Annotated in this window: 25 protein-coding genes; 17 read left to right on the top strand and 8 right to left on the bottom strand. The window is 45.5% G+C overall.

Annotation, left to right across the window (positions count from 1 at the left end; genetic code table 11):
* Positions 1-134 precede the first annotated feature (134 nt).
* Complete coding sequence (locus RT422_RS08535) at positions 135-983, bottom strand: LysR family transcriptional regulator (RefSeq protein WP_313421975.1); 849 nt, start codon at positions 981-983, stop codon at positions 135-137.
* 180 nt (positions 984-1,163) lie between these two features.
* Between RT422_RS08535 and RT422_RS08530 the strand changes: the two genes are divergently transcribed.
* The 5 genes from RT422_RS08530 to RT422_RS08510 all read left to right on the top strand — a co-directional run bounded on the left by RT422_RS08530 (position 1,164) and on the right by RT422_RS08510 (position 6,280).
* A complete protein-coding gene (locus RT422_RS08530; protein WP_060995992.1) occupies positions 1,164-1,568 on the top strand; it encodes a DoxX family protein in 405 nt (134 codons plus the stop codon).
* Positions 1,569-1,622: 54 nt separating this feature from the next.
* Positions 1,623-2,429 (top strand): class III extradiol ring-cleavage dioxygenase, encoded by an 807-nt coding sequence (locus tag RT422_RS08525; RefSeq protein ID WP_313421974.1) that lies wholly within the window; start codon positions 1,623-1,625, stop codon positions 2,427-2,429.
* Between the two features lie 348 nt (positions 2,430-2,777).
* Positions 2,778-4,643, top strand: a complete 1,866-nt coding sequence (locus RT422_RS08520) for an ABC transporter ATP-binding protein (RefSeq protein WP_076774733.1) — start codon at positions 2,778-2,780, stop codon at positions 4,641-4,643.
* 145 nt (positions 4,644-4,788) lie between these two features.
* Positions 4,789-5,661 carry an alpha/beta fold hydrolase gene (locus tag RT422_RS08515; RefSeq protein ID WP_076774735.1) on the top strand — a complete coding sequence of 291 codons (873 nt, stop codon included), beginning with the start codon at positions 4,789-4,791 and terminating at the stop codon, positions 5,659-5,661.
* A gap of 1 nt (position 5,662) precedes the next feature.
* On the top strand, positions 5,663-6,280 hold the full coding sequence (locus RT422_RS08510) for an alpha-ketoglutarate-dependent dioxygenase AlkB family protein (RefSeq protein WP_076774737.1): 618 nt from the start codon (positions 5,663-5,665) through the stop codon (positions 6,278-6,280).
* Between the two features lie 28 nt (positions 6,281-6,308).
* On the opposite strand, the gene hisA is transcribed toward RT422_RS08510, so the two are convergent.
* A complete protein-coding gene (gene hisA, locus RT422_RS08505; protein WP_050325620.1) occupies positions 6,309-7,058 on the bottom strand; it encodes a 1-(5-phosphoribosyl)-5-[(5-phosphoribosylamino)methylideneamino]imidazole-4-carboxamide isomerase in 750 nt (249 codons plus the stop codon).
* Positions 7,059-7,204: 146 nt separating this feature from the next.
* Between hisA and nhaD the strand changes: the two genes are divergently transcribed.
* The 5 genes from nhaD to rplS all read left to right on the top strand — a co-directional run bounded on the left by nhaD (position 7,205) and on the right by rplS (position 11,222).
* Complete coding sequence (gene nhaD / locus RT422_RS08500) at positions 7,205-8,668, top strand: sodium:proton antiporter NhaD (protein ID WP_313421973.1); 1,464 nt, start codon at positions 7,205-7,207, stop codon at positions 8,666-8,668.
* Between the two features lie 301 nt (positions 8,669-8,969).
* Positions 8,970-9,227 carry a 30S ribosomal protein S16 gene (gene rpsP, locus RT422_RS08495; RefSeq protein WP_007115987.1) on the top strand — a complete coding sequence of 86 codons (258 nt, stop codon included), beginning with the start codon at positions 8,970-8,972 and terminating at the stop codon, positions 9,225-9,227.
* 34 nt (positions 9,228-9,261) lie between these two features.
* Entirely contained in the window at positions 9,262-9,819 is a 558-nt protein-coding gene (gene rimM / locus RT422_RS08490; protein ID WP_201665363.1) for a ribosome maturation factor RimM, read from the top strand.
* A gap of 127 nt (positions 9,820-9,946) precedes the next feature.
* The gene (gene trmD, locus RT422_RS08485; RefSeq protein WP_313421972.1) at positions 9,947-10,717 is read left to right on the top strand and encodes a tRNA (guanosine(37)-N1)-methyltransferase TrmD; all 771 of its coding nucleotides are present in this window, start codon (positions 9,947-9,949) and stop codon (positions 10,715-10,717) included.
* 124 nt (positions 10,718-10,841) lie between these two features.
* Complete coding sequence (rplS, locus tag RT422_RS08480; protein ID WP_007115984.1) at positions 10,842-11,222, top strand: 50S ribosomal protein L19; 381 nt, start codon at positions 10,842-10,844, stop codon at positions 11,220-11,222.
* A gap of 141 nt (positions 11,223-11,363) precedes the next feature.
* On the opposite strand, the gene RT422_RS08475 is transcribed toward rplS, so the two are convergent.
* The 4 genes from RT422_RS08475 to argH are packed head-to-tail and all read right to left on the bottom strand — an operon-like array spanning position 11,364 to position 14,735.
* Positions 11,364-12,662, bottom strand: coding sequence for an MFS transporter (locus tag RT422_RS08475; RefSeq protein ID WP_284035040.1), 1,299 nt, complete (start codon positions 12,660-12,662; stop codon positions 11,364-11,366).
* 41 nt (positions 12,663-12,703) lie between these two features.
* Positions 12,704-12,991: an oxidative damage protection protein gene (locus RT422_RS08470; protein ID WP_007115982.1), complete on the bottom strand. Its 288-nt coding sequence runs from the start codon at positions 12,989-12,991 to the stop codon at positions 12,704-12,706.
* 21 nt (positions 12,992-13,012) lie between these two features.
* Positions 13,013-13,357, bottom strand: coding sequence for a gamma-glutamylcyclotransferase family protein (locus tag RT422_RS08465; protein ID WP_313421971.1), 345 nt, complete (start codon positions 13,355-13,357; stop codon positions 13,013-13,015).
* Position 13,358: 1 nt separating this feature from the next.
* Complete coding sequence (argH, locus tag RT422_RS08460) at positions 13,359-14,735, bottom strand: argininosuccinate lyase (RefSeq protein WP_313422010.1); 1,377 nt, start codon at positions 14,733-14,735, stop codon at positions 13,359-13,361.
* A gap of 81 nt (positions 14,736-14,816) precedes the next feature.
* Between argH and RT422_RS08455 the strand changes: the two genes are divergently transcribed.
* From RT422_RS08455 to RT422_RS08440, 4 genes are all read left to right on the top strand, one after another.
* Positions 14,817-15,995: a histidine kinase gene (locus tag RT422_RS08455; RefSeq protein ID WP_065253853.1), complete on the top strand. Its 1,179-nt coding sequence runs from the start codon at positions 14,817-14,819 to the stop codon at positions 15,993-15,995.
* Positions 15,996-16,265: 270 nt separating this feature from the next.
* Positions 16,266-17,003, top strand: coding sequence for a LytTR family DNA-binding domain-containing protein (locus RT422_RS08450; protein WP_313421970.1), 738 nt, complete (start codon positions 16,266-16,268; stop codon positions 17,001-17,003).
* Positions 17,004-17,171: 168 nt separating this feature from the next.
* On the top strand, positions 17,172-18,131 hold the full coding sequence (hemC, locus tag RT422_RS08445; RefSeq protein WP_284035043.1) for a hydroxymethylbilane synthase: 960 nt from the start codon (positions 17,172-17,174) through the stop codon (positions 18,129-18,131).
* Between the two features lie 19 nt (positions 18,132-18,150).
* Positions 18,151-18,939 carry a uroporphyrinogen-III synthase gene (locus RT422_RS08440; protein ID WP_284035044.1) on the top strand — a complete coding sequence of 263 codons (789 nt, stop codon included), beginning with the start codon at positions 18,151-18,153 and terminating at the stop codon, positions 18,937-18,939.
* On the opposite strand, the gene mutY is transcribed toward RT422_RS08440, so the two are convergent.
* Complete coding sequence (gene mutY, locus RT422_RS08435; protein WP_409520123.1) at positions 18,922-20,163, bottom strand: A/G-specific adenine glycosylase; 1,242 nt, start codon at positions 20,161-20,163, stop codon at positions 18,922-18,924. The two genes, RT422_RS08440 and mutY, sit on opposite strands and share 18 nt — an antisense overlap.
* Before the next feature lie 201 nt (positions 20,164-20,364).
* Entirely contained in the window at positions 20,365-21,105 is a 741-nt protein-coding gene (locus tag RT422_RS08430) for a dienelactone hydrolase family protein (RefSeq protein ID WP_007115153.1), read from the bottom strand.
* A 204-nt stretch (positions 21,106-21,309) separates the two neighbouring features.
* Here RT422_RS08430 and RT422_RS08425 point away from each other — a divergent pair, with 204 nt between their 5' ends.
* The 3 genes from RT422_RS08425 to lnt all read left to right on the top strand — a co-directional run bounded on the left by RT422_RS08425 (position 21,310) and on the right by lnt (position 24,466).
* Positions 21,310-21,783 carry a YcgN family cysteine cluster protein gene (locus RT422_RS08425; protein ID WP_101964392.1) on the top strand — a complete coding sequence of 158 codons (474 nt, stop codon included), beginning with the start codon at positions 21,310-21,312 and terminating at the stop codon, positions 21,781-21,783.
* Between the two features lie 156 nt (positions 21,784-21,939).
* The gene (locus RT422_RS08420; RefSeq protein ID WP_201665372.1) at positions 21,940-22,839 is read left to right on the top strand and encodes a CBS domain-containing protein; all 900 of its coding nucleotides are present in this window, start codon (positions 21,940-21,942) and stop codon (positions 22,837-22,839) included.
* 52 nt (positions 22,840-22,891) lie between these two features.
* Positions 22,892-24,466, top strand: a complete 1,575-nt coding sequence (gene lnt, locus RT422_RS08415; RefSeq protein WP_313421968.1) for an apolipoprotein N-acyltransferase — start codon at positions 22,892-22,894, stop codon at positions 24,464-24,466.
* Positions 24,467-24,589: the final 123 nt, after the last annotated feature.

Raw genomic sequence — 24,589 nt, 5'->3', positions numbered from 1 at the left:
GATAATGCGCATACTAATAGCAATAGTCAATACCCAACTTGTACAATTCAAACAACATGAACCAGTCGGATGCCGGCTCCGTTGCCCAATTGACGCTAAGGCTCGTGACTTAAAGGAGAGAAACAGTTAACAGGCTAATCGTTTTTTATTAAGTTCTCCCCCAAAAAATCAATTAATAAGCGTATTTTTAAATTTAAAAATGCCCGATTCATATAGACCGCATAAATCGCTACGCTGCTAAATGGCTGCTCAAACAATTTGACCAGTCGTCCTTGCGCAATTTCATCCTCAATCAGCCATTCAGGCAATATCGCAGCGCCCATGCCTGTCAGTGCCATCTGTGCCATCATCACGGTGTTATTACTGCTGTTATAGGGTTTGAGTGTGGTTGCCATGTGCGTATAGTTGGGTAAAATCCCTGGCAGGTTACTGAGCACCTCTGCAGACGTAGGCGGCTCGTGCCGCGCAAGAAAACGCGGACTTGCGACATAATAAAAATCTATTTTGCCCAGCGGTTTGACAATCAAATTATCTTGTGGCGTGTTGACCACCCGCAGCGCTAAATCATAGCCCTCAGCAATCAAATCGGTGAAGCGATTTTCCAAATCAACTGTTAGCTCAATTTTGGGATAATCCTGCTGGAATTTGGCAAGCAGATTGACAAAATACGGCGTGGCAAACCATACCGGTGCAATGATTCGCAGTTTTCCTTCTGGCAATACACTGCCATCGTGTGCCTTGGTTTTTGCCTGCTGCAAAATATCTAGGGCGTGTACCGCTTCTGCATAGTATTGTTGACCGACTTCAGTGAGGCTTAAATTACGGTTGTTGCGATGTAACAGCTTGGCTTGCACATAGGCTTCAAGGTGTTGTAAGTGTTTGCTGGCCATGGCAAGCGACATATCGAGTGCGTCAGCGGCTTTGGTAAAACTGCCTTTTTCTACGATGGTGCGAAACACTTGCAAGCTTTTGAGCGTATCCATGGGTATCCTTCAGTGAGTTAATGCTTCCAATGAATTAACGCTTGAATGCGTCATGTTAATTATCAATTAATAAGAAATAATATATCAATATTTTATGTATTTTTCTCTTAATAAGATATCACTATAATGGCGTCATCACATATATTCATGACTGTAATTTTAGACTAATAGGACACAACAATGAACAATGTTTCTCGATACCAACCTTATGTACTTGGCTTACTTCGCATTGTACTGGGCTACACCTTTATGCTACATGGTATGGCAAAATTATTTGGGGTGCCGCATGTAGCGATGTTTGATGGCTTGCAATTGTTTTCGCTGATGGGCTTAGCAGGCGTGTTAGAATTGGTCGGTGGCGTGTTACTGATTTTAGGGTGCTTTACGCGTCCTGTCGCTTTTATTTTGTCAGGTCAAATGGCAGTGGCATACTTTATGATGCACGCGGGCATTGATAATTTTTGGTTGCCACTGCTCAATCAAGGGGAAGCCGCTGTGCTGTATAGTTTTGCTTTCTTATACTTATCTGTCGCAGGCGCTGGTGCTTTCTCCCTCGATAATCGCGGACAAGCGGTCAGTGCCTAGTTAATCAAAATCTTAGGTAATAAAAATTTTAGCTAATAAAAATAGGAGGTCGCCATGAAGGGTTTAACATTAACTGATGTATTCGGCGCAAGCATTGACAAGCCAACGCTGCCGAGTTTATTTATCTCGCATGGGGCACCGACGATTGCGATCGAAGATACGCCATTTACTCAGGCGCTGCATCAGCTCGGTCCAGCTTTACCCAAGCCGAAGCTTATCATCATCATGTCGGCGCACTGGGAAAGTGGCGAGTGGCTGATCAATGCCAATCCCGCTCCCCGCACTTTACATGATTTTGGGGGTTTTCCTAAAGCGCTATTTGAAATCCAGTACCCCGCAGCCGGTCATACCGCGGCTGCGCAAAGTATAGCCAAGCAGCTAGCGCAAATGCAAGTGGCGGTTAAAGTGGTCGACAATCAACCATTTGATCATGGTGTCTGGACACCGCTGCTACACATGTACCCCAATGCCGATGTGCCAATCGTGCAGGTGTCGTTGCCACACGGGTTTAGCCCTAGTCAGTTGTATCAGCTTGGGCAGTTGTTTGCGCCGCTACGGCAACAAGGGGTGTTGATTGTGGCATCGGGTAGTATTACCCATAACTTGTATGGCGTGCGTTTTAACAGCCAACAGATTGAGCCGCAAGCCAAAACCTTTAAACACTGGATAATAGATCAGCTAAAAACCAATGACAAAACGATGTTTGATTGGCAGACGCATAGCTTGGCTCGCCACAATCACCCAACGCCCGAGCATTTATTGCCTGTATTTTTTGCGCGGGGCGCAGGGGATGTGATGTCGGTGGTGCATGAAAGCTTTGCTCACTATAATCTGGGTATGGATATTTATCGGTTTGATTAGTGGATAAAAAAAGGCGAATTAACCGCAGTAAATTTGCCTTATCATCAATCTATCGCACAAACTTTATAAGGCTTCATAAAAATATCATTTGTATTGCTTTATTTTAGCACTTTTACCCAATATTGTAGCGGTTGACTAAGCTTCAAAAAAAGCCTCAAAAAAAGCCATTATTCTAGAATAATGGCTTTTTTATGGCGATAAAAAAGTTTTGATAACTACCTCTTAGGATTAAGTTGAAAATTGTTTACTTGTATGTAAAGGATTGTAGCTAGCCGTCGGCAACCCTGCTATCAATCCTCAATATCTGCTAAAATAACACAGATAATTTTAAACTACTGATAATCAATTATGGGTTTATTTCGTTTTTTTGAAAATCGTCTGGAAGTCTATCCAGAAGACAATTACAACCTACCGACGGATAATTTTCTGAAGTTTCTGTGGGCGTGTACCAAGGGTCTGCGTGGTTGGATTTTTGCCTTCATGTTCTTGACAGGCTTGATAGGCGTGTATGAGTCGCTACTTTATAAGTGGATTGGCGATATCGTCAACTGGCTGGGTGCTTATACGCCCGCTAATCTGTGGGCAGAAAAAGGCGATAGTTTGCTAATGATGGCGGCCGTGTTGGTGGTCAGCCCGATTTTGGTTGGGTTAAGTTCGCTGATTCATTTTCAGACCTTGCAAGGCGTGTTCCCGATGCAGATGCGCTGGCGTTTTCACCGTCAAATGCTCGGTCAATCCATGCAGTTTTATCAAGACGAGTTTTCCGGGCGGGTATCTGCCAAGGTGATGCAAACCGCGCTTGCGGTGCGCGATACCATTATGACCATTGCCGATATGCTGGTGTATGTATTGGTGTATTTTGTCAGTAGTGGCATTATTTTATTTCACCTTGATGGTTGGTTACTCATCCCATTTCTGTTATGGATGGTGATGTTCTTTGCCACTGTGGCGTATTTTATCCCCAAGCTTAAAAACTCTGCCAGTCGCCAAGCCGATGCGCGTGCCTTGATGACAGGGCGGATTACGGATGCGTATGCCAATATCACGACGGTAAAATTATTTAGCCACTCTCGCCGTGAGCTAACTTATGCCAAAGATGCGATGAGCCAGTTTTTGGATACGGTGCATGACCAAATGCGCTGGGTGTCCCGCCTTGAACTGGTCAATCATTTGATTAATGTGGTGTTGGTCGGTACTACGGTAGCCCTCGGTTTGTACCTGTGGTATTACAACGGCTTGAGCGTGGGAGCGATTGCGGCAGCGACTGCGATGGCGATGCGTCTTAACGGCTTGACCCACTGGATAATGTGGCAAACGGCGGCATTGTTTGAGAATATCGGTACCGTGCAGGACGGCATGAAAACCTTGTCAAAACCGCATACCGTGGTAGATAAGCCGAATGCTAGGGATTTACTCATCACCCAAGGCGAAATCAACTTTAGCCATGTCGATTTTAATTATGGTCGCAGTGGCAATAAAACCAATGACACCGATGCCAAGCAAAAACTACTCGATGATTTTAACCTTGAAATTAAGGCAGGTGAAAAAATCGGTCTAGTGGGACGCTCTGGGGCAGGTAAATCAACCTTGGTGAATTTGCTACTGCGTTTTTATGATGTCGATGGCGGCGCGATTTTGATTGATAATCAAAACATCAGCGATGTCACCCAGGAAAGCTTACGCCAACAAATCGGCATGGTCACCCAAGACACCTCACTACTGCACCGCACCGTGCGAGAAAATATTGCCTATGGTCGCCCAGATGCCACCGATGAGCAAATTATCAGCGCCGCCAAACAAGCGCATGCGTGGGAGTTTATCCAACATTTAAGCGATGCCAAAGGCAATGTCGGCTTGGATACCCAAGTCGGTGAACGAGGGGTCAAACTCTCGGGTGGACAACGCCAGCGCATCGCCATCGCCCGTGTGATGCTCAAAAATGCGCCGATTCTGCTGCTCGATGAAGCAACCTCAGCACTCGATAGCGAAGTGGAATACGCCATCACTGACAGCCTTAACGATATGATGGCAGGCAAGACCGTGATTGCGATTGCTCACCGATTATCGACAATTGCGTCGATGGATAGATTGGTGGTGATGGATAGAGGGCAAATTGTCGAGCAAGGTAGCCATGCCCAGCTTTTAGCTCAAAATGGTGTATATGCCAAATTATGGGCAAGACAAAGTGGCGGGTTCTTGGGGGAAGATGATTAAATAAAGGTACGGCTAACTTACGCTAGATTTGATACCGCCCAACGGCAAGGGTGAATGGCAAGTCACAAAAGGGGTAGTTATAACTTTTCACTGGGTCTTATAATCAAGTGACTAAGTGATTAAGTGATTAATTAGGACAATTGGCATGGAAGAACAACGCATCAATCTAAACGGCAAAAATGCCAAATACTATAACATCAAAAACCCCACCGCCAGCCAGACTGCCCATTTTTACGGCGGCAACGGCTTTGCCCTAGGCGTGTACGAGCCACTCTTGAGCGACTTAGCGCAACATCTTAATATCACCGCGCTAACCATGCGGGGGGAATGGTACGATAAACCGACCGCGGACAAAATGACTCGTGAAGAAGATGCGGATGTCTTAATCGAATTTTTGCAAAAAACACAGGACAAACCAATCATCGGTATTGGGCATTCACAAGGGGCAACTGCCACCACTATCGCAGCCGCCAAACGCCCAGATTTGTTTAGCGCGCTTTATTTGCTTGAGCCTGTCACCTTTACCAATCAGCAAGGTAAGCTTTATAGCCTGGTGCCACGTATGGTGAAAATGACCCGAGAACCCTTTAAAAGTACCCAAGTCAAACAAGCTGACTGGCACAGTGTGGATGCGTATTATCAATTTCTTCGCCGTCATAAAGCGTACAAACGTATCACCGATGAACACCTTTTAACCTATGCCACAAATAGTTTAGAGGCAGGTGAGCAGGCTGAACTCACGCTACGTTTTTCACCCAAGCAAGAACTCGCCAATTATTTTGGTACACCGCTGATTATGAAGCCATTACAACAGCTTATTGCCGACAACAAAGTGCCTGTGCAGTTAATCATCGGTAAGCCGTCGATGTTTATCAGTCAACAAGTGCGCCAAATGTGGGATAAATTCGTGCCCAAGGAGCAAATGACGGTGCTCAATGACTATGGACATTTACTGCCACTTGAAGCACCAGAATTATGCGCCAAGCTCATTTTTCAAAAGCTGAAGTTGACAAGCTAACATGACATTATTTGCCGCCAATCCCAACGAGAATTTGTTGCCCTACGATGGCATTGTCAATGATTTTGGGCAGGTTTTTGACAACCCCGCTGATGAGCCCAATGCGCTTTATCGGCATTTTTTAACGCAGTTACCTTGGCAGCATGACGTTGTCACAATTTTTGGCAAAACCCATGTCACCCACCGCCAAATCGTGTGGATGAGTGAAAACGATTATCACTATTCTGGACAACGTAAGACGGCAACGCCTTGGACAGCAGATGTTTTGGCATTAAAACAGCACATAGAACTGCTGCTGGCTGAGCAACAGATGAGCGCAAATTTTAACGCTTGTTTGTTTAATTATTACCCCACAGGCGATGATGGTATGGGCTACCATGCCGATAATGAAAGCGAACTGGGTAATGAACCCATTATCGCGTCTGTCTCATTAGGGGCAACCCGTAAATTTGTATTCAAGCACCGTATCACCAAGGAAAAAGTCGAGATTCCCTTGCAAAATGGACAGCTAATTGTCATGCGCGGACAGACCCAGCGCCATTGGCTGCACAGCCTGCCTAAAACCAAAAAAGTAACGGAAGGTAGAATTAATCTGACCTTCCGTCATATAGCGAATTAAATATCATTTAGTTGTCGAGTAGCGCCTGCTAGCTATCGAGTAGCGCCTGCGCCGCAGCAATATCGAGAGTACCTTCATAAATGGCACGGCCTGTAATGATACCTTCAAGATAATCACTGTAGGGTTTTAGATTTTCAATGTCTTGTAAGTCCGTCACCCCACCTGAGGCAATCACCGGAATACCGCCTTCTTTTGCCAAGTTGACTGTTTGCTCGACATTGACGCCTTGCATCATGCCATCACGCGCAATATCGGTATAGACGATAGAAGATACGCCTGCATCGGCAAAGCGTTTTGCCAAATCCACCGCTTTGACATCGGTGACATTTGCCCAGCCATGTGTCGCTACCATGCCATCTTTGGCATCAATACCCACAATGATATGACCGGCAAATTCTTGACACGCTTGTTCAACAAATTCAGGCTGTTCGACTGCTTTGGTACCGATAATAATATAGGTCAAACCCGCTTCTAGATAATGACGGATGGTATCAAGGCTACGAATACCGCCACCGAGTTGAATGGGTAAATTTGGATAGGCTTTGGCAATCGCGGTGACGACGTCTTTATGCACCGGCACGCCATCGAAAGCACCGTTTAAATCCACCAAATGCAGGCGTCGAGCGCCTTCTTTTACCCAGCGGCTTGCCATTGCGACAGGGTCATCACTAAATACGGTATCGTCTTCCATACGCCCTTGTTTGAGGCGGACACATTTGCCGTCTTTGAGGTCAATGGCAGGGATAATTAAAGTTGGCGTAGTTGATAACGTCGTCATGGGGTTGTCCTGTTGTCGGTTGGCGCAAATTGAGCTAGGCTAGTCAAAATGCGTGTCGCTAGAATTTGGCGATAATTTTACCGTATAATGCCAACTAAGGTTAAGATATTTTGCATGTGGGTATTAGCATAACAGGGGTAGCGATAATGTTATACGTGGTGATAGCAGGGATTTTTATATTAGGGTATATGGCGATTGCCTTTGAGCACAACATCCATGTCAACAAAGCTGCCAGCGCGCTACTGACTGCGATTGCGTTATGGGTACTGCTGACCTTTGGTATCGATACGCTTGTTGCCAACCATTCGGTGACCGCCAGCCTTGCAAATCATCAAGATTCCTTGCATTTTGTCGGCGAGCAGTTACGTGAGCATTTGGCAGAAATCGCCGAGATTTTGTTCTTCTTGATGGGGGCGATGGCGATTGTTGAGCTGATTGATGCGCATGATGGCTTTCGAGTGATTACCGATAAAATCCATACCAAAAATGCCAGTAAACTACTCGCGATTATTACGATTATCACCTTTTTTCTCTCATCGTTACTCGATAACTTAACCACCACCATTGTGATGGTATCACTGGTATCAAAAATCATCGATGACCAAAAAATGCGATGGTATTTTGCAGGTCTTATTGTGATTGCGGCCAATGCAGGTGGCGCTTGGTCACCTGTGGGTGATGTCACCACCACCATGCTATGGATTGGTGGGCAGATTACCGCAACGGGCATTATGGCAAATGTGTTTATCCCAAGTATTGTATGTACATTAATCCCAATGGGTTTGGTGATGATGCGACTCAAAGGTCAAACCGTGAACGCGCCTGTACTGCCAAGCGGACAAGAATCTGACAGTGAATTGGCTAGCATGCCTATAGAGCAGCGTATTGAAAGCTTACGTGCTACCATCAAATCCAACGCCCAAGACAGCATCAGTCAAAAAACGCGCATGACAGTGTTACTGCTAGGTTTGGGTGCATTGGCATTTGTGCCAATTTTTAAAACCCTTACCCATTTGCCCCCTTATGTGGGCGTGTTGTTTGGCTTGGCAGTACTGTGGATGGTCACTGAAATCATGCACCGTCACCAAGATCATTATATTCGTGAGCGTATCGGGGTTGAAGGCGTATTAAGCCGTATTGATATTCCCAGTATTTTATTTTTCCTCGGTATTTTATTGGCGGTGGCAGCGCTTGCCACTGCGGGCATACTCGGTGACGTAGCAAAATGGCTGGATGCCACTTTTGGCAATGTGTATGTCATCAATGTCATGATTGGCTTGTTATCCTCAATCGTGGACAACGTGCCTCTGGTAGCAGGGGCAATGAATATGTATCCGCTGACCATCGATGCCAGTATCGCGCAAGCGGCGGCAGCTGAAGCCGCGCGCCTTGAGCTGTTTCGTCAAGATGGCATGTTTTGGGAGTTTTTAGCTTATTGTGCGGGGACAGGCGGCAGCTGTTTGATTATCGGCTCAGCCGCGGGCGTGGCAGCGATGGGTATGGAGAAAATCCCGTTTATGTGGTACATGAAAAAAATCACTTGGCTTGCACTGATTGGCTATCTGGTCGGGGCAGGGGTGTATGTGCTGATTGAAACGATGATAAGATAATACGATAATCGGCTATTAAATTGTAAAAAAGGCGCAAATAAGCGCCTTTTTTATGCACTGGTTTTATGGACTGGTGAGTGATGCTATCGCTTAAATTTGATTAAACTTGCGCTAAATATAAAAAGTCAAAATTTACTCCAAAAAGCTATTGATTTTGATAAAAATATGCTAAACTATTGCCCTTTTTGGTGTACCTAAACTTTGCTAAAACTGTATTTATGCCGTTTTTTCAATTGTTTGGGTCTTTTAGGCTCTAACCACTGAACTAGATTCAATTGATTGCATTCACAGAGAGAACATTATGGTAGTTATCCGTTTACAACGCGGTGGTGCGAAAAAACGCCCATTTTATCAAATCGTGGTAACCGACTCACGCAATGCCCGTGACGGTCGTTACATCGAAAACATCGGGTTCTTTAACCCACTAGCGCAAGGTCAAGAAGTGCCACTACGCATCAACGCTGACGCTTACCAAGCATGGATCAACAAAGGCGCACAACCTTCTGATCGTGTTGCCGCTTTATTTAAAGCAGCTAGCAAAGCACAAGCAACTGCTTAATTTTTTATAAAAATTAAGTAGAGCGGACTTTAATATGGCAAAACAACCGACAGACTTGCATACCAATGAGGCTAACGCATCGCTGTTTAAAATCGGCGAGCTAAAAAAGCCTTATGGCATTCATGGCTGGCTATGGGTATTTAGCTTTACTGAAGACCGTGAAGCGATATTTCATATGCAGCCTTGGGTCATCAATACTGCCATGGGTCAAAAGACCTTAACGGTAAAAAACTGGCGACAACAAGGTAAAGGCTACGTGGTACAACTTAACGAAGTACCCGACCGCAATATCGCAGAAACTATGTTTGGCGTGAGCCTTTGGGCAGAAAAAAACAATCTGTCTGAGCTTGCAGAAGACGAATATTATTGGTCAGATTTGATTGGTTTGACGGTGATTAGCCAGTCAGAAAATGTCATTTTAGGACGTGTAAAAGAGCTGTTTGAAACAGGGGCCCATGCCATTATGGTAGTCGAGCCGACTGCTGATAGTGTGGATGGCGAAGAACGACTGATTCCTTGGCACAAACAGACCATTGGCGAGGTAAATTTAGCCGAGCAGACCCTGATGGTTGATTGGGGCAGTGATTATTAAACATTGATAACTAGCATTGATGATTAACATTTGCGTATTCATCATTGACGGGTACCTAGCGTTTATTCGATGCGAGTTTGTCAATCAACAAGGCGTTGTTAATGCCAAGCTAAAGTGAGTGTAGCGTATGTTTTTTGCGGTGATAACCATTTTGCCCGAAATGTTTGCTAGTATTACTGATTTTGGCATCACTGGGCGGGCGCTGGCTCGCAAGCAAGCGGAAATCTTGCTGATTAACCCAAGAGACTTTACCACAGACAATTATCGGCGTATCGATGAGCGTCCGTTTGGTGGGGGTCCTGGCATGGTGATGATGGCAGAACCGTTACAAAAAGCCATCGACTACGCCAAAACGCAAGCCAATGCGCGCGGTAAAACCTGTCCTGTGGTGTATTTATCGCCACAAGGCAAGACACTGAGCGAAAGCAGGGTGCTTGATTTTTGCCAATATGACGGCTTGATTTTGTTATGCGGTCGTTATGAAGGCATCGATGAAAGACTACTGAGTCAGTATGTCGATATCGAGTGCTCAATTGGTGATTATGTGCTGACAGGGGGCGAGTTGCCCGCGATGGTATTGATGGATAGTGTGATACGCCGATTGCCCAATGTGATGGGCGATGATTTATCGGCGCAGCAAGACTCCTTCGTGGATGGCTTGCTCGATTGTCCACAATATACCAAGCCGACTGAATATCAAGGCATCAAAGTGCCTGATGTGCTGTTGTCAGGGCATCATGCCAATATCGCCAAGTGGCGATTTATTCAGCAGGCAACACGCACCCAGCTAAGACGTCCTGATTTGTGGCAAGCCTTTGTGCCCACCAAACAGCAACAAAAATGGCTGACAGAAGCAGCGCAATCTGCTAAAGACAGCAACCCAGATTCATCCACTTGACGGATGCCCTAATCGTGTCGATTGCTATCAAGGCACATAAAATTAGCGGGGAGTATGCGCATTTGCTGACATCAACCAACCTTAGTCAGCTTAGCCTCTGTCCCCAGTGAGAGGAGAAAATCTCATGAGTAACAAACATCCTTTGGTTCAACAAATCGAAAACAGCCAGCTTAAGCAAGACGTACCAAGTTTTGGTCCTGGTGACACTGTTGTCGTACAAGTAAAAGTGCGTGAAGGCGACCGTGAGCGTCTACAAGCATTTGAAGGTGTTGTTATCGCTAAACGTAACCGCGGCTTAAACTCTGCGTTTACCGTACGTAAAATCTCTAGTGGTGTAGGTGTCGAACGTGCGTTCCAAACCCATTCACCACAAATTGCAAAAATTGAAGTAAAACGTCGTGGTGATGTACGCCGTGCCAAACTTTACTACCTACGTGACCGTTCTGGTAAATCAGCACGTATCCGTGAAAAACTGTCAGTGCGTAAAGAAGAAGCGCAAGCTTAAGGCTTTAACTGCGTTATTTATTATTTGCCTAAATGGGTTAAACTTTGATTGTCATGGTTTAATCAACACCAAAAAAGCAAAAACCCCAAATAAATCTATTTGGGGTTTTTTGTTGGATAACTTTATCCGTTTATTAATGGGCTAGTCATGATTAATTAAGCTATGCTCTTTGGTATCTTTCATACGAGTATAAACAATCAATGAAATCCCAATCATAATCGTCACATACAAGAAAAACCATTCTTCATGACCTGCTTGCTTGAAGGATAGTGCCACATACTCCGCTGTACCGCCAAACAAAGTATTAGCAATCGCATAGGGTAACGCCACGCCCAACGCACGAATATGCGCAGGGAACATTTCAGCTTTGACCACCGCATTAATTGACGTATAGCCTGTGACGATTATCAGACCAAACAAACATAACGCAAACGCCATCCACGGGTCTGTCGTGCCTGCCAAGGTGTTAAAAATAAAGTAAGTAAATAACACCCCCATCACACCAAATCCTATCATCAGCGGTTTACGCCCGATTCTATCGGATAATGCCCCAGCGACAGGTTGCAAGAGCATAAAAATAAATAACGCAATAGCGGTGATTTGCGTGGCTGACTCTTTACTAAACCCTGACGTGTTGACCAAGAATTTTTGCAAGTAAGTGGTGTAAGCATAAAATGCCAACGTACCGCCTGCCGTCAATCCAATGACAGTAAATGCCGCTTTCGGGTGTTCTTTAAATAAAGCCAATGCGCCGGATTTTTTTTGCGAACTACTGGTATCAACTTTATTAAAGGATTCGGTCTCAAGCAAACCACGGCGAATATAAAATACAAAAAACGCCAACAAAGCCCCAATGACAAACGGAATCCGCCAACCCCAAGCTTTGAGTTCAGCAGGGGTTAAAACTTGCTGTAGAATAATCAGAAGTACCAGCGCTGTTAACTGCCCAGAAATCAGCGTAACATATTGAAAACTAGAGAAAAATCCGCGTCTATCTTTACCCGCCATCTCGCTAAGGTAAGTGGCGCTAGCCCCATATTCGCCACCAACACTGATACCTTGAATTAGACGAGCAGTCACCAACAGTATTGGGGCGAAAATCCCAATACTGTCATAACTTGGGGTAACCGCAATCATCAGTGAGCCTAAGCACATTAATGTTACTGATAGGGTAAGACCTGCTTTACGACCTTTCTTGTCCGCATAAACGCCCATTATCCATGCACCGATCGGTCGCATGACAAAACCCACCGCAAAAATCGCTGCGGCACTTAATAATTGAGCGGTTTGATTGCCTTTTGGAAAAAATACAGGCGCAAAATATAAGGTAAAAGCTGCATACGCATACCAGTCGTACCATTCGACCATGTTACCCGCTGACCCGCCTAAAATAGATTTTAAGCGTGTTTTTTGGTCAATAGTTTCAATCGATTGAGACATTGAAAATCCTTGTCAAAGACTTGTTGAATACATGCTAAAGGTTATTTTTGCGCTGTCCAGCCTTTTGGGCGTTCATAGTCTTCATTATCCAAAAATTTATTGCGCTGCTCGGTAATAAATTTTTTGGCTTCTGGGTCAATCATGCTTAAGTGATTCTCATTGATGAGCATGGTTTGGTGCTCTAGCCATTCGTTCCACGCCTTGGCTGACACGGTGTTTTGCAATTCTTCGCCAAGCTTGTTTGGGAACGGTGGTTTTGGCATTTTGGGTAGCTTTTGTTTGTATTTACGGCACATGACCATGTGGTCAGCGGGGTTATAAGTTTCCATTTGTTATCCTTTTAATAGTTGCTAGGCTGTGTCGCTAGCATCGGCATAAATCCAAGCAGTAGCACCACTGTCAAAGTGACCTTCTACTCGTGCGTAGGCATCGACTTCGTAGCGGTCGGCTTGGGCAAGCTCATCCTCGGTAATCTCAAAAATCACACCTGCCACTTTGTCGGTTGGGTTATTGGTTTTAAGTAGTATCGGATGAAAACGTTTGCCACTTGTGGCGAGCACATCGTCATCGGTAATTTCGATTTCACCCAACTGGTAGCCAATGAGTTGGTCTTTACTACCCACCAGTGTACGCCCAAAGGTAGCAAGCTGTACATTTTCTTGTTGTAATGTGCCATACGAGAACAGTTTTGGCATATTAATGACCTAATTGTTCGATACGCTGACGCCCACGCTCAATCGCCATTTTGACTTGATTGGGCGCTGTACCGCCGATGTGGTTACGGGCATTGAGCGAGCCTTCAAGGGTCAGATATTCAAACACGTCCTCACCAATTAAGTCGCTAAAGCCTTGAAGCTCATCGAGCGATAATTCACTCAAATCCACGCCTTTTTGCACACCTAATGCTACTGCTTTACCCACTACTTCATGCGCGTCGCGGAAGGCTAAGCCTTTACGCACTAGATAATCCGCCAAATCGGTGGCGGTCGCATAACCTTTCATGGTCGCGGCACGCATATTTTCTTTGTTTGGAATCAAGTTTGGTAGCATATCAGCAAAAGCAAGTAGAGAGCCTGTTAAAGTATCTACCACGTCAAATAACGGCTCTTTATCTTCTTGGTTGTCTTTGTTGTAAGCCAGCGGTTGGTTTTTCATCAATGTCAATAGGGTAATCATATCGCCAAACACGCGTGCAGCTTTACCCCGTACCAGCTCTGGCACATCGGGGTTTTTCTTCTGTGGCATAATCGATGAGCCCGTGCAAAAACGATCAGGGACGACCACAAACCCAAATTGCGCTGACATCCACAAGATGATTTCTTCACTCATACGTGACAAGTGCATCATTAACAGGCTTGCGCTACTGGCAAATTCAATGGCAAAATCACGGTCGGATACGGCATCCAGCGAATTTTGACAAATCCCTTCAAAGCCTAATAGCTGTGCGGTAAATTCCCGCTCAATCGGATAAGTCGTACCTGCCAGCGCTGCGGCGCCTAGGGGCATTTGGTTGATACGTTTTCGACCATCAATCAAGCGCTCGCTATCACGCATTAGCATCTCAAACCATGCCATCACATGATGACCAAAACTGACAGGCTGCGCGGTCTGCAGATGGGTAAAGCCTGGCATGATAGTGTCGGTATGTTGGCTTGCCAAATCCAGTAAGCCCGTTTGTAGACGTTTTAACAATCCTAAAATAATATCGGTTTGGTCACGCAGATATAAACGGATATCGGTTGCGACTTGGTCATTACGACTACGACCTGTATGCAGTTTTTTGCCGACATCGCCAATAATAGCGGTCAGACGAGACTCCACATTCATGTGCACGTCTTCAAGCGCCACTGACCAAACAAATTTACCATTGGCGATTTCTTGTTTGATTTGGGTCAAACCGCCAACGATTTGGTCTTTGTCTGCCTCGGTGATAATCCCCGCTTTGGCCAGCATGGTGGCATGAGCAATCGAGCCTGCGATGTCTTGATTGGCAAAACGTTGGTCAAATCCGACAGACGCGGTAAATTCAGCGACAAAACTGTCAGTGGCTTCGCTAAAACGTCCACCCCACATACTAGATGTGCTAGAATCAGCGGAAATTTGATTGCTCATAATACGTCCATTTTTTGTGTAAGTTTGAAAGGAATAAAGACAATGAGATTGCTAGAGCTGCTAATTCCCTCTGCAAAATCTAGGGCTAGTATAGCAAAAACTGAGGATGCCTCACAAATTTCACTCAAGCGGATTAAAGAGCCGCTCACCAGCACTTTTTTCCTGCCCAATCTGAGCGAAAAACAGACCATCAAACTGTGGGCAAGCTATATCGCTTTTTTTTCACTGGTTTCGATTTTAACGTATTTAACTTTTACCAATGATATCAGTTTGATTATCCGCCATAGCATTGAAACGGTGGTGATTACTATCTTAACTGTGACGGGTGAAATGGTTTTTGTGGCGAATTCTGCCAAAAAATTCAGAGAATTTAATTGGCGTTCAAAACAAATCACCGCCTATCTGCTATCGACTTCATTTATTATCGTGCCGGTACTGAGTTTGCTAGGTCGGTTGCTGTTATTTTTCACACTGGGCTATGAAGTCAGTTTAAATACGCTGATACTAGAAACCCTGGTGAATACTTTATGTGCCTTTTTGATGATAGCGGTGCTGCTCACCTTTTTTGAGATACAGTACCAAAATATTCGCCGCGCTGAACTGCGTAACCAACAGAAACTCATCGAGCAAAACGAGCAGTTAAAGGCGCGTATCACCCCGCATTTTTTCTTTAATCTACTCAATACTATGCAATATCTGATAGAAACCGATGCGTATGAAGCCGAGAGAATGATTTGTCATATCTCGAATCTGTATCGGGTGAGCTTTGATGAAACGCGTGAGATTGCGCTACTTGATGAGATGGAGCTATGCGAAAGCTATTTGAGCATCGAAAAATACCGTTTTGATAAAAAGCTGAAAGTAACTTGGCATTTGCCCGATGAAGATTTGCTCTATGACATGGTAATTACCTCATTATCGCTACAAATAGTGATTGAAAAACTGATCGTACTGATTGTTGAAAACAGCACCGACCCCATTCACATTATTATTAGTATCGATTGGCAAAACGATGTTGCCAAAATTGATATCGAAATTGAGCTACCGGCAACAACGTATCAGCTGATTTGTCAAGATATTCGCCAAAAACTGCAGTTTAATAGCCAAGTGGCAATTTTGCGTCAGTATTTTGGTCATGAAGCCAGTATTCACTTTGAATTATCTGGTCAATTGTTAATCACTCAAATTCGCTATCCCCTCAAAGATGTCGCAGCTTTTTAGCCCATTTATTTTGTTAGTCGGAATTGGCATAAAAAATTCACCAATCTAACGCGGCATTTTACATTTTATTTAACAAACTATGATATATTAATTTGCATCTACTTAATAAAATGCGTTTATTAGTTTATCTAATCAGTTAAGCGCTATTTTATAAGAGTTTGATTGCTCATAAAGAGGTTTTGTTGGATTTGGCATAAGATTTTGAAGTACGTAAGATTTGTAGGGTTAAAGGCATGTGTTTTTGACCTCAAAGGAGCAAAGGAGTAAACAGTGAGAATTGTGATCTGTGACGATGAGCCACTAGCCCGAGAGAGGTTGGCGCGTATCGTAAGAGAAGAGGGACATGAGGTAATTGCCCTGGCAGCCACCTGTATGGAGGCCATTGCAAAAGTCAAAGAACTCGCACCCGATGTAATTTTATTAGACATTCGGATGCCAGGAATGGATGGTATCCGCTGCGCCCAAGAGCTCAATGAGCTTAATAATGCGCCCGCCATTATTTTTGTGACCGCGTACGACCATTATGCGATTGCCGCATTCAAAGCACACGCGATTGGCTATTTGCTAAAGCCTGCCAACAAAGAAGAGTTGTTACAGGTACTATCAAGAGCGTCATTGCTTAGTAATGCACAGCTCAATGAAATCAGTCGATTAGAAGATCCGCTAGCACAGTCCAATCGTCAGCATATTGCGGCGCGTACCCATCGTGGTGTGGAGCTGATTGCGCTGCAAGATATTTATTACTTTACGGCTGACCAAAAATACGTGCAAATCCGTCATAAAGGTGGCACAGTTTTAATTGATGAAACGCTCAAAGAGCTTGAACAAGAATTTGGTGATGCGTTCTTTCGTATCCATCGCAATGCATTAATCAATCTTAACTACCTAGAAATGCTTGAAGCGATTGACCAAGGCCAGTACCAAGTGTGTTTCAAAGGCTTACCCGACAAGCTTGCCATCAGCCGCCGTCATTTGCCATTACTACGGGATAAAATCCAATCAATGTAGCGTAGGCTTTCGTATGTTTGCGTCTACTTCAATGAGCCGTAAGAGTAATTAGCCTGACATTTTGCTATACTGTTGCCTAACTCGCTGAATCACTGACAGATACCCATCTGACAAATGCCTAGCTTAGAGAGTTAGGCATTTTTATCGAATGCTAAAAAAGACACTGCTATGACTACATTAACCACTTTAAATATCGCCACTCGCCAAAGCCCGCTTGCCTTATGGCAAGCCGAACACATCCAAGCGCGTTTGCAAGCGCTGTACCCAAGCTTGACCGTCAATCTAGTACCAATGGTCACCCAAGGCGACAAAATCCTAGATACCCCGTTAGCCAAAATCGGTGGCAAAGGCTTATTTGTCAAAGAGCTTGAGCAAGCCTTATATGAAAAACGTGCCGATATCGCCGTACATTCGCTCAAAGACGTACCCATGGTGCTCCCTGAAGGTCTGACGCTTGGCGCATATTGTGAGCGTGAGCAGCCAACCGATGCCTTTATATCAAATCACTATGAAAGTATAGATGCGTTGCCACAAGGCGCTAAACTTGGTACATCAAGTTTACGCCGTCAATGCCAAATTCAGCAATATCGTCCTGACTTAGAGATTATCAGCCTACGCGGCAATGTAGGCACGCGCTTATCCAAGCTAGATGCAGGTGAGTATGATGCCATTATTTTGGCAACCAGTGGCTTGACGCGTTTGGGGCTTACCGATCGTATTCGCCATGAACTTGATACGCATATCAGTCTGCCTGCGGTCGGACAAGGTGCGCTTGCCATTGAATGCCGAAGTGATGATGCCGATGTGCTGGCACTACTAAAACCGCTCAATGACGAGCCAAGCCGTCTATGCGTGATGGCAGAACGCGCCATGAATCGTCATTTGCAGGGTGGTTGTCAAGTACCGATTGCAGGCTTTGCTACTATTCAAAACGGACAAATTTATTTACAGGGTCGGGTCGGCAGTGTGGATGGTAAAACCTTGTTAAAAGCCGAGCATCATAACGCGTTAGTTGATGACGTACGGGAGTCTGAGCAAATTGCCGAAGCCGTGGGCGTGGTGGTGGCTGAAGCGCTCATTGCACAAGGTGCGGACAAAATCTTGGCGCAGGTTTATCAAGACGGCTGATATTGAGATCCTCATACCCATGCAATTTATCAATACCAGACCCGATCAGCGAGCCAAGGCGCTAAGCCTATTTTTGCGCCAGCATGGCGTTAAAGTGATTGACTTGCCGCTGTTGGCATTGGTAGAAAAGCCCTTGACAGTGGCAGAGACAGCAGTTTTACAAAAGATTGACCGTTATCAAGTGGTGGTGCTAGTCAGTGAAGCGGCAGTAAAGTATGGCTTAGCGATGCTTGCCACCTTGGTCAAGCTAACGGAATTGTCCAAAAAGATTACATGGGTGGCGGTGGGTGACAAAACCGCAAATTACTTTAACCAAACCTGGCAGCAGCTCACAGAGTTGCCACCACCTACCATTATTTTTCCTGATGAAAAACGCGCGCAAAACAATGAAGGATTATTAAATTTGCCGGTAATCCAAGCGCTTGGTAAAGGCGATTATTTGCAGGTATGGCGCGGCATCGGCGGACGAGAATTATTGGCAGATACATTGGCGGCAAAAGATGTGCAAGTACATTTGCTAAACTTGTACCAACGGGTTCTACCAAGCACAACCACCCAAACATTTGCGATTTGGCAACAAACGCAGAGCCACAACCAACCCATCATTGTACTCATCTCAAGTTTGACTGCCTGGCAAAACTGGCAACAACTAACAGCAAACACTCAAATGGTTGCCAATTGTTATTATTTGGTCTTGCAGTCGCGTATTGCACAGCAAATGCTATTACAGCAGGCCAATCTTAACATAACTATTATCCCTGACTTAATGCCTGCGACAATTTTACAAGCTTTAACCACTCACCAATAGCTGCATGGCTTTCGGTTTGGCTAAGCTGTTTTGCGCTGAATCATCTACCCATGACAGCGTTTGCAGCGCTTGTTGCAGTGTTTGTGTCAGCCGCATACCCTGCTCAATCGTCAGCGTCATGGTGAGGGGGGTCAAAAACCAATGAAAATGGGTGAGGCTATGTTTGACAGTATCAGTACTATCTAAATTAACCTGCTCGATATTTAGCAGCTGCTCGGCTTGTAAAAACTCAAAAATAATCTGCTCAGCGATATTGTATTCTGCTTCAAACGTCGCCTCTTGCTGCCAGGTTGCCAGTAGCGGCGCGCCTGTATCTTTTGCCCCCTGTTGTTTTTTGACAAAGGCCAATGGTAAACACCACAGTCCACCCCAAATCCCAGTGTCAGGACGTTGTAGCCACAAGGTTTTGTCATCGCAAACCAGCTTTAACGCTAGCGAAAACTTAGACGGATTGGGCGATTTTTTACTTTTTACCGGATAAAAACTTTGCATGCCTTGGGCATTTGCCACGCAGTCGGCTTGCACGGGACACAGTAGGCAGGCAGGTTTGGCTTTGGTGCATAGCGTCGCCCCCATATCCATCATCGCTTGGGCGTAGTGGCCGCTGTCACGGGTCGGTGTTAGGCGCTCGGCAAGTTGCCAAAGCGCTTTGGTTGTGGCAGTTTTGGTGATATCGCCGTCAATACCCGCCCAACGGGTCAGCACACGTTTGACATTACCATCGCAAATCACTCCTCTGTCACCGCCATATTGGTCAGCTCTGACACCCATCGCCACAATCGCACCTGCCGTAGATTTACCTACCCCTGAAATCTGCTCCCAGTGGGCAACCGTTTGCGGAAATTTGCCAGTTTGCTCGATGATATCCACCAGCTGCTTGGCACCTTTATGCAGGTTGCGCGCACGTGCATAGTAACCCAGTCCTGCCCAGTGCTCAGCGACTTGCTCCCAAGATGCGTTTGCCAAATCCTGCACCGTGGGAAAACTTGCCATAAAGCGCTCAAAATAAGGAATCACCGTCGCCACTTGGGTCTGCTGTAGCATGATTTCAGATAACCACACAGGATAGGGGTCTGGCGTGTCAAGCTGATGCTGCTGCCACGGCAAATCATGACGCCCGTTATGGTCAAACCAGGTCAAAATACGCGGTGCAAAACTATCAAGCTGCGTTTCGGTATGCGCTTGGGTATGGTTGTGGCTTAAGTGCTGATTGGGACTTTGCATCGTTGAGGGGTTTGTATTCGGATGTGCGTTCAAGATTCACCATCGGGTTACTATCGTGATAGCTATATAAGACTTTCTATTTGGGATTCAATACTGACTGATAAGATGGCTAAAAATCTTGACTAAAACTGGGACATAGACATAAAAAAAGCAATATCATGAGGGATATTGCTTTTGCTGTTAGGATGCAACTGGCATATGTTATACAAGATTGTCTTGCATAAACGCAATCATTTCATCCCAGCTGGCTTTTGCCGCATCCGCATCATAGCCCAAATCCACGCCATTTTCTTCGGCGCGTTTGTCAGCATTAGGATTGGTAAAGCCGTGTTTGGCGCCTTCGTATACATCGACTGTGTACTCTACATCGGCGTTATCCAACTCTTTTTTTAGCCCTTCAATGGCATCCATTGATACCATGCTATCGGCTTCACCATGTGCCACCAATACTTTGGCAGTGAATTTGCCTTTTTGTGCCGGTTGTTTTGGTGTAGGGTTGCCGTGGAAAGTCGCCACTGCTTTAAGCGGGAAACCTTCACGCGCCATGTCTAAGGCGATTTTGCCGCCGAAGCAAAAACCAATCGCGCCCAGACGGTTTGTGTCAACAGCTTCAAGGTCGGTAAAGTCATCCATAATGAGTTTACAGCGCGCCATTAACATGTCTTGGTCAGCGAGCATTTGGCTCATCCATTCATTGGCTTGGGCGGCATCTGTGGTCAGTTTACCCTCGCCATACACATCCATGGCGACGGCAGCAAAACCCGCTTCGGCTAAACGCTCAGTGACTTTTTGTGGGTGCTCAACCACGCCCCACCATTCAGGCGCCACTAAAATCGCTGGGGCAGGATTGTCGTGGCTCGCTGATTCTGGTAGACAGACATAGCTTTTGAGCTCCACGCCATCGGTGGTGGTAGATTCGAGTTGTAAAATTTGAATTGGCATCATGGATCCTTATGTTATGGTAAATATATGATTGGTTGCTATTGTTATAAGACACTGGCGTTATAAAAACGCTGGATTCATACGCTAATGAGAGCGTGGCAAGTCAGTGCAACGGTTAATACAGGCATTACTGTATACTGAAATCATCGTATTTTCCGTTATAATACTGTCACTGTTTTATACAAGCCGAAAGTTGGAAACATAATGAGCCAATCTGTTACCTTACGCCCGCAATTTTGGGAGCGATTTTCGTTAGAACAATTGACCCAAGCTGAATGGGAAGCCTTGTGCGATGGCTGTGGGGCGTGTTGTTTGATTAAATTTAAAGACGATGACACCGATGAAGTTGAATACAGTGATGTCGCCTGTCGCCTGCTTGATTGTGCCACAGGGGCTTGCCAGCATTACCCAACAAGGCGCGACTATGTGCCCGATTGCATCAGCCTAACCATCGATAACATTGGCGAGATGTACTGGCTACCGGCAAGCTGTGCCTACAAGCGCTTGTACTACGGGCAACAACTGCCAAGCTGGCATTTATTGCTCACTCAGGATGCCGCCATGACACAAACCATGATGCGCCAAAAAAATATCAGCGTGGCGGGACGCTGTCAGTCTGAAACAGAAGTTTCTGAGCTAGAGCAGGAAGAACGGGTGATTCATTGGATTCGCCAATAGCGCTTGGTTATTCGAGACTTTACTAGCACCGAGCAAGCTGATGGGTGAGTAAAATCAGCCAAAAAATACAATAAAATTAAGAAAAATACCATTGCAATCATCATGGGCTTAAGGTAAGGTAAAAAAATCTTTCGCCATATGAGGGTCTCGTCGGCTATGTCAGACGACAATTCGAGTTCACACCTGTCAAACAAACAGCAAGGCAGTAGCTGGTCACGCGGTCTGAAACGCTGGCTATCTACCGCCCCTGAAACCCGTGATGAACTAGTCAAATTGGTACATGATTCGCGTCGATTTTTGGCGCCCGACACCGTCGATATGTTAGAGGGCGTGCTAGATTTACCCGCTATTCAAGTGCGAGAAATCATGACCCCTGTCAGCCACGTTGCAGGCATCACCCAGCACCAAAACTTGCAAGATATCATGTCGCTCTATATGGAAACCGCCCACTCGCGTTATCCTGTATTTATCGATGACAACAAAGACACAGTGATGGGTATCTTACTTGCCAAAGATTTGATTCCGTTTTTGGTCGCCAAGGCGCAAGGTCAAAATATTGACCATTTTAATCTTGAAGCGATTGTACGTCAGCCGATTTATATCAGTGAAACTGCGCGTTCTGACAACCTGCTGCGTCTATTTCAAAAAAACCAAATTCATATGGCAATCGTCATCGATGAGTTTGGGGTGACAGCAGGCGTGGTGACGATGGAAGACTTACTCGAAGAAATTGTCGGTGATATCATCGATGAGCATGACGACATCGAAGAAGATACCGATATCAATCATATAGTGCCTGTGCCCAACCAGCCTGACACATGGATTGTGCAATCCATCACCTCAGTCTCAGACTGTAATGAACAGCTAGGTACCCATTTTGATAGTGAGGATGTCACTAGTATGGGTGGACTGGTCATGCAAGAGCTTGGCGAAGTCAATGAGGTATTGGGTCAAACCGTCTTTATTGACGATTGTCGTTTGACGGTATTGTCAGCAGATGGTCGATTTATCCAAGAAATTGAACTGGTTAAAAGGTATAATCAGCTCGACGATTAGTCCAATTACTTATGTTTGCAAAACCGTTTAACCCTAAAGGCAATACCCGCCAATGCGTCTTACTACCCAGTCCCTAAAAAAGCAACTTTCTGTACAATCTCATCACGATAGTGCCAAATCTGCAAATACCAAACAGCCCCTATTACCCAAACTGGTGCTGGCTTGGCTTGCGGGTGCGGCATTTATCTTTGCGTTAGCGCCTTACGATTTTTGGCTAGTGGCACTGTTGTCGCCACTGGTGCTGTATTGGCTATTATTGCCCCCAATGTCAAATTGGCGGGCGTTTTGGCTCGGTGAAATGTATGGTATGGGATTGTGGAGCGTGGGCGCGTTTTGGTTGTTTACCTCCATTCATACCTATGGTGATACCCCTACCTTGTTAGCCTTGCTGATGATTGGTTTTGTTGGCTTAGGAATGGGATTGTTTCATGGTGCCTTGGCGGTCATTTTTAACCGCTTTGTGGCAAAACAGCCGCTAAGCTTTGCATCATTATGGGTGGTACAAGAGTGGTTAAAAACCTGGCTATTTACAGGTTTTCCTTGGCTATTTGTGGGCTATGCTTATACAGCGCAACCTTGGCTGACGAGCCTTGCCCCAATTTTTGGGGTGTTGGCGCTGAGCTTTGTATCGGTGTTTGTCTCAGCAAGTCTGGTGGAAGCGGCGCGAAAAAAATACCGTTTTTTAATTCCCTCATCTGTGATGTTACTGGCAAGCGTGGCGCTGTGGCTTATTGCCCCGCAATGGACGACCCCCAAAGGCACACCAAATCTAAAAGTTTCGTTAGTGCAAGGCAATATTCCGCAGGACTTAAAATGGCTGCAAGAGTACCAAGTCCAAACGCTGGGTATCTATGCAGGTTTAAGTAAAACAGAATGGGGGCAGGACATTATCTTATGGCCAGAGTCGTCAATTCCGATGTTTCAAACCGACGCCATGCCCTTTATCAGTCAAATTGCTGCCCAAGCCCGCGAAAGCAATAGCGCATGGCTCACCGGTATCCCGTATGTGGATGTCAATGAATACGACCCAAAAGTTGATAAGTACGAGCCATTTTACAACAGTGTGATTGCTTTGGGCGCCGATGCCAAAGGCTTATACAAGAAGCAAAATTTGGTACCCGTGGGCGAATATATCCCGTTTGAAGGAATGTTAGATTGGGCATTGCCAAACTTGATGAGCGGTACCATGAGTTTTCGTAGTGGGTCTGCGCACCAAGCGCCCTTGCAAGTCAAAAACCACCCAGTCGGCGTGGCAATTTGTTATGAAGTCGCCTATCCTGATACCACCCGCCGCAATGCCAAAAATACCGACTTTCTATTGACCGTATCCAATGATGCCTGGTTTGGCACATCGGCAGGTCCATTGCAGCATCTACAAATGGTGCAAATGCGCTCGATTGAAACCGGTCGCTGGTTTATGCGCGCCACCAATACAGGCGTGACTGCCATTATCAATGATAAAGGCGATATTGTTGCCAAAGCGCCAGCCTTTGAACGCACGGTGCTACGGGGTGAGATCCAATCGCGCGTTGGTAATACGCCATTTATGCGCTGGGGTAGTTATCCTATCTTGGTACTGGCAGCGCTATTGCTACTGATTAGTTGGCTGGTTCGTAAAACACGTTAAAAACCTTAGATGCAGTAAGGTTTTGTCACCAATTGCAAAAATTTAGTATATAATGGTTACAAAGTTCCGTATAATAGTTAAAAATTAGATTTGAATTCATTTAGATTCAACAACTCTTGCCCC

The sequence above is a fragment of the Moraxella sp. CTOTU49803 genome (genome assembly GCF_032097965.1).
GTDB classification, from domain to species: Bacteria; Pseudomonadota; Gammaproteobacteria; order Pseudomonadales; family Moraxellaceae; genus Faucicola; species Faucicola tetraodonis.
This window is presented reverse-complemented; position numbering and strand designations above follow the sequence as displayed.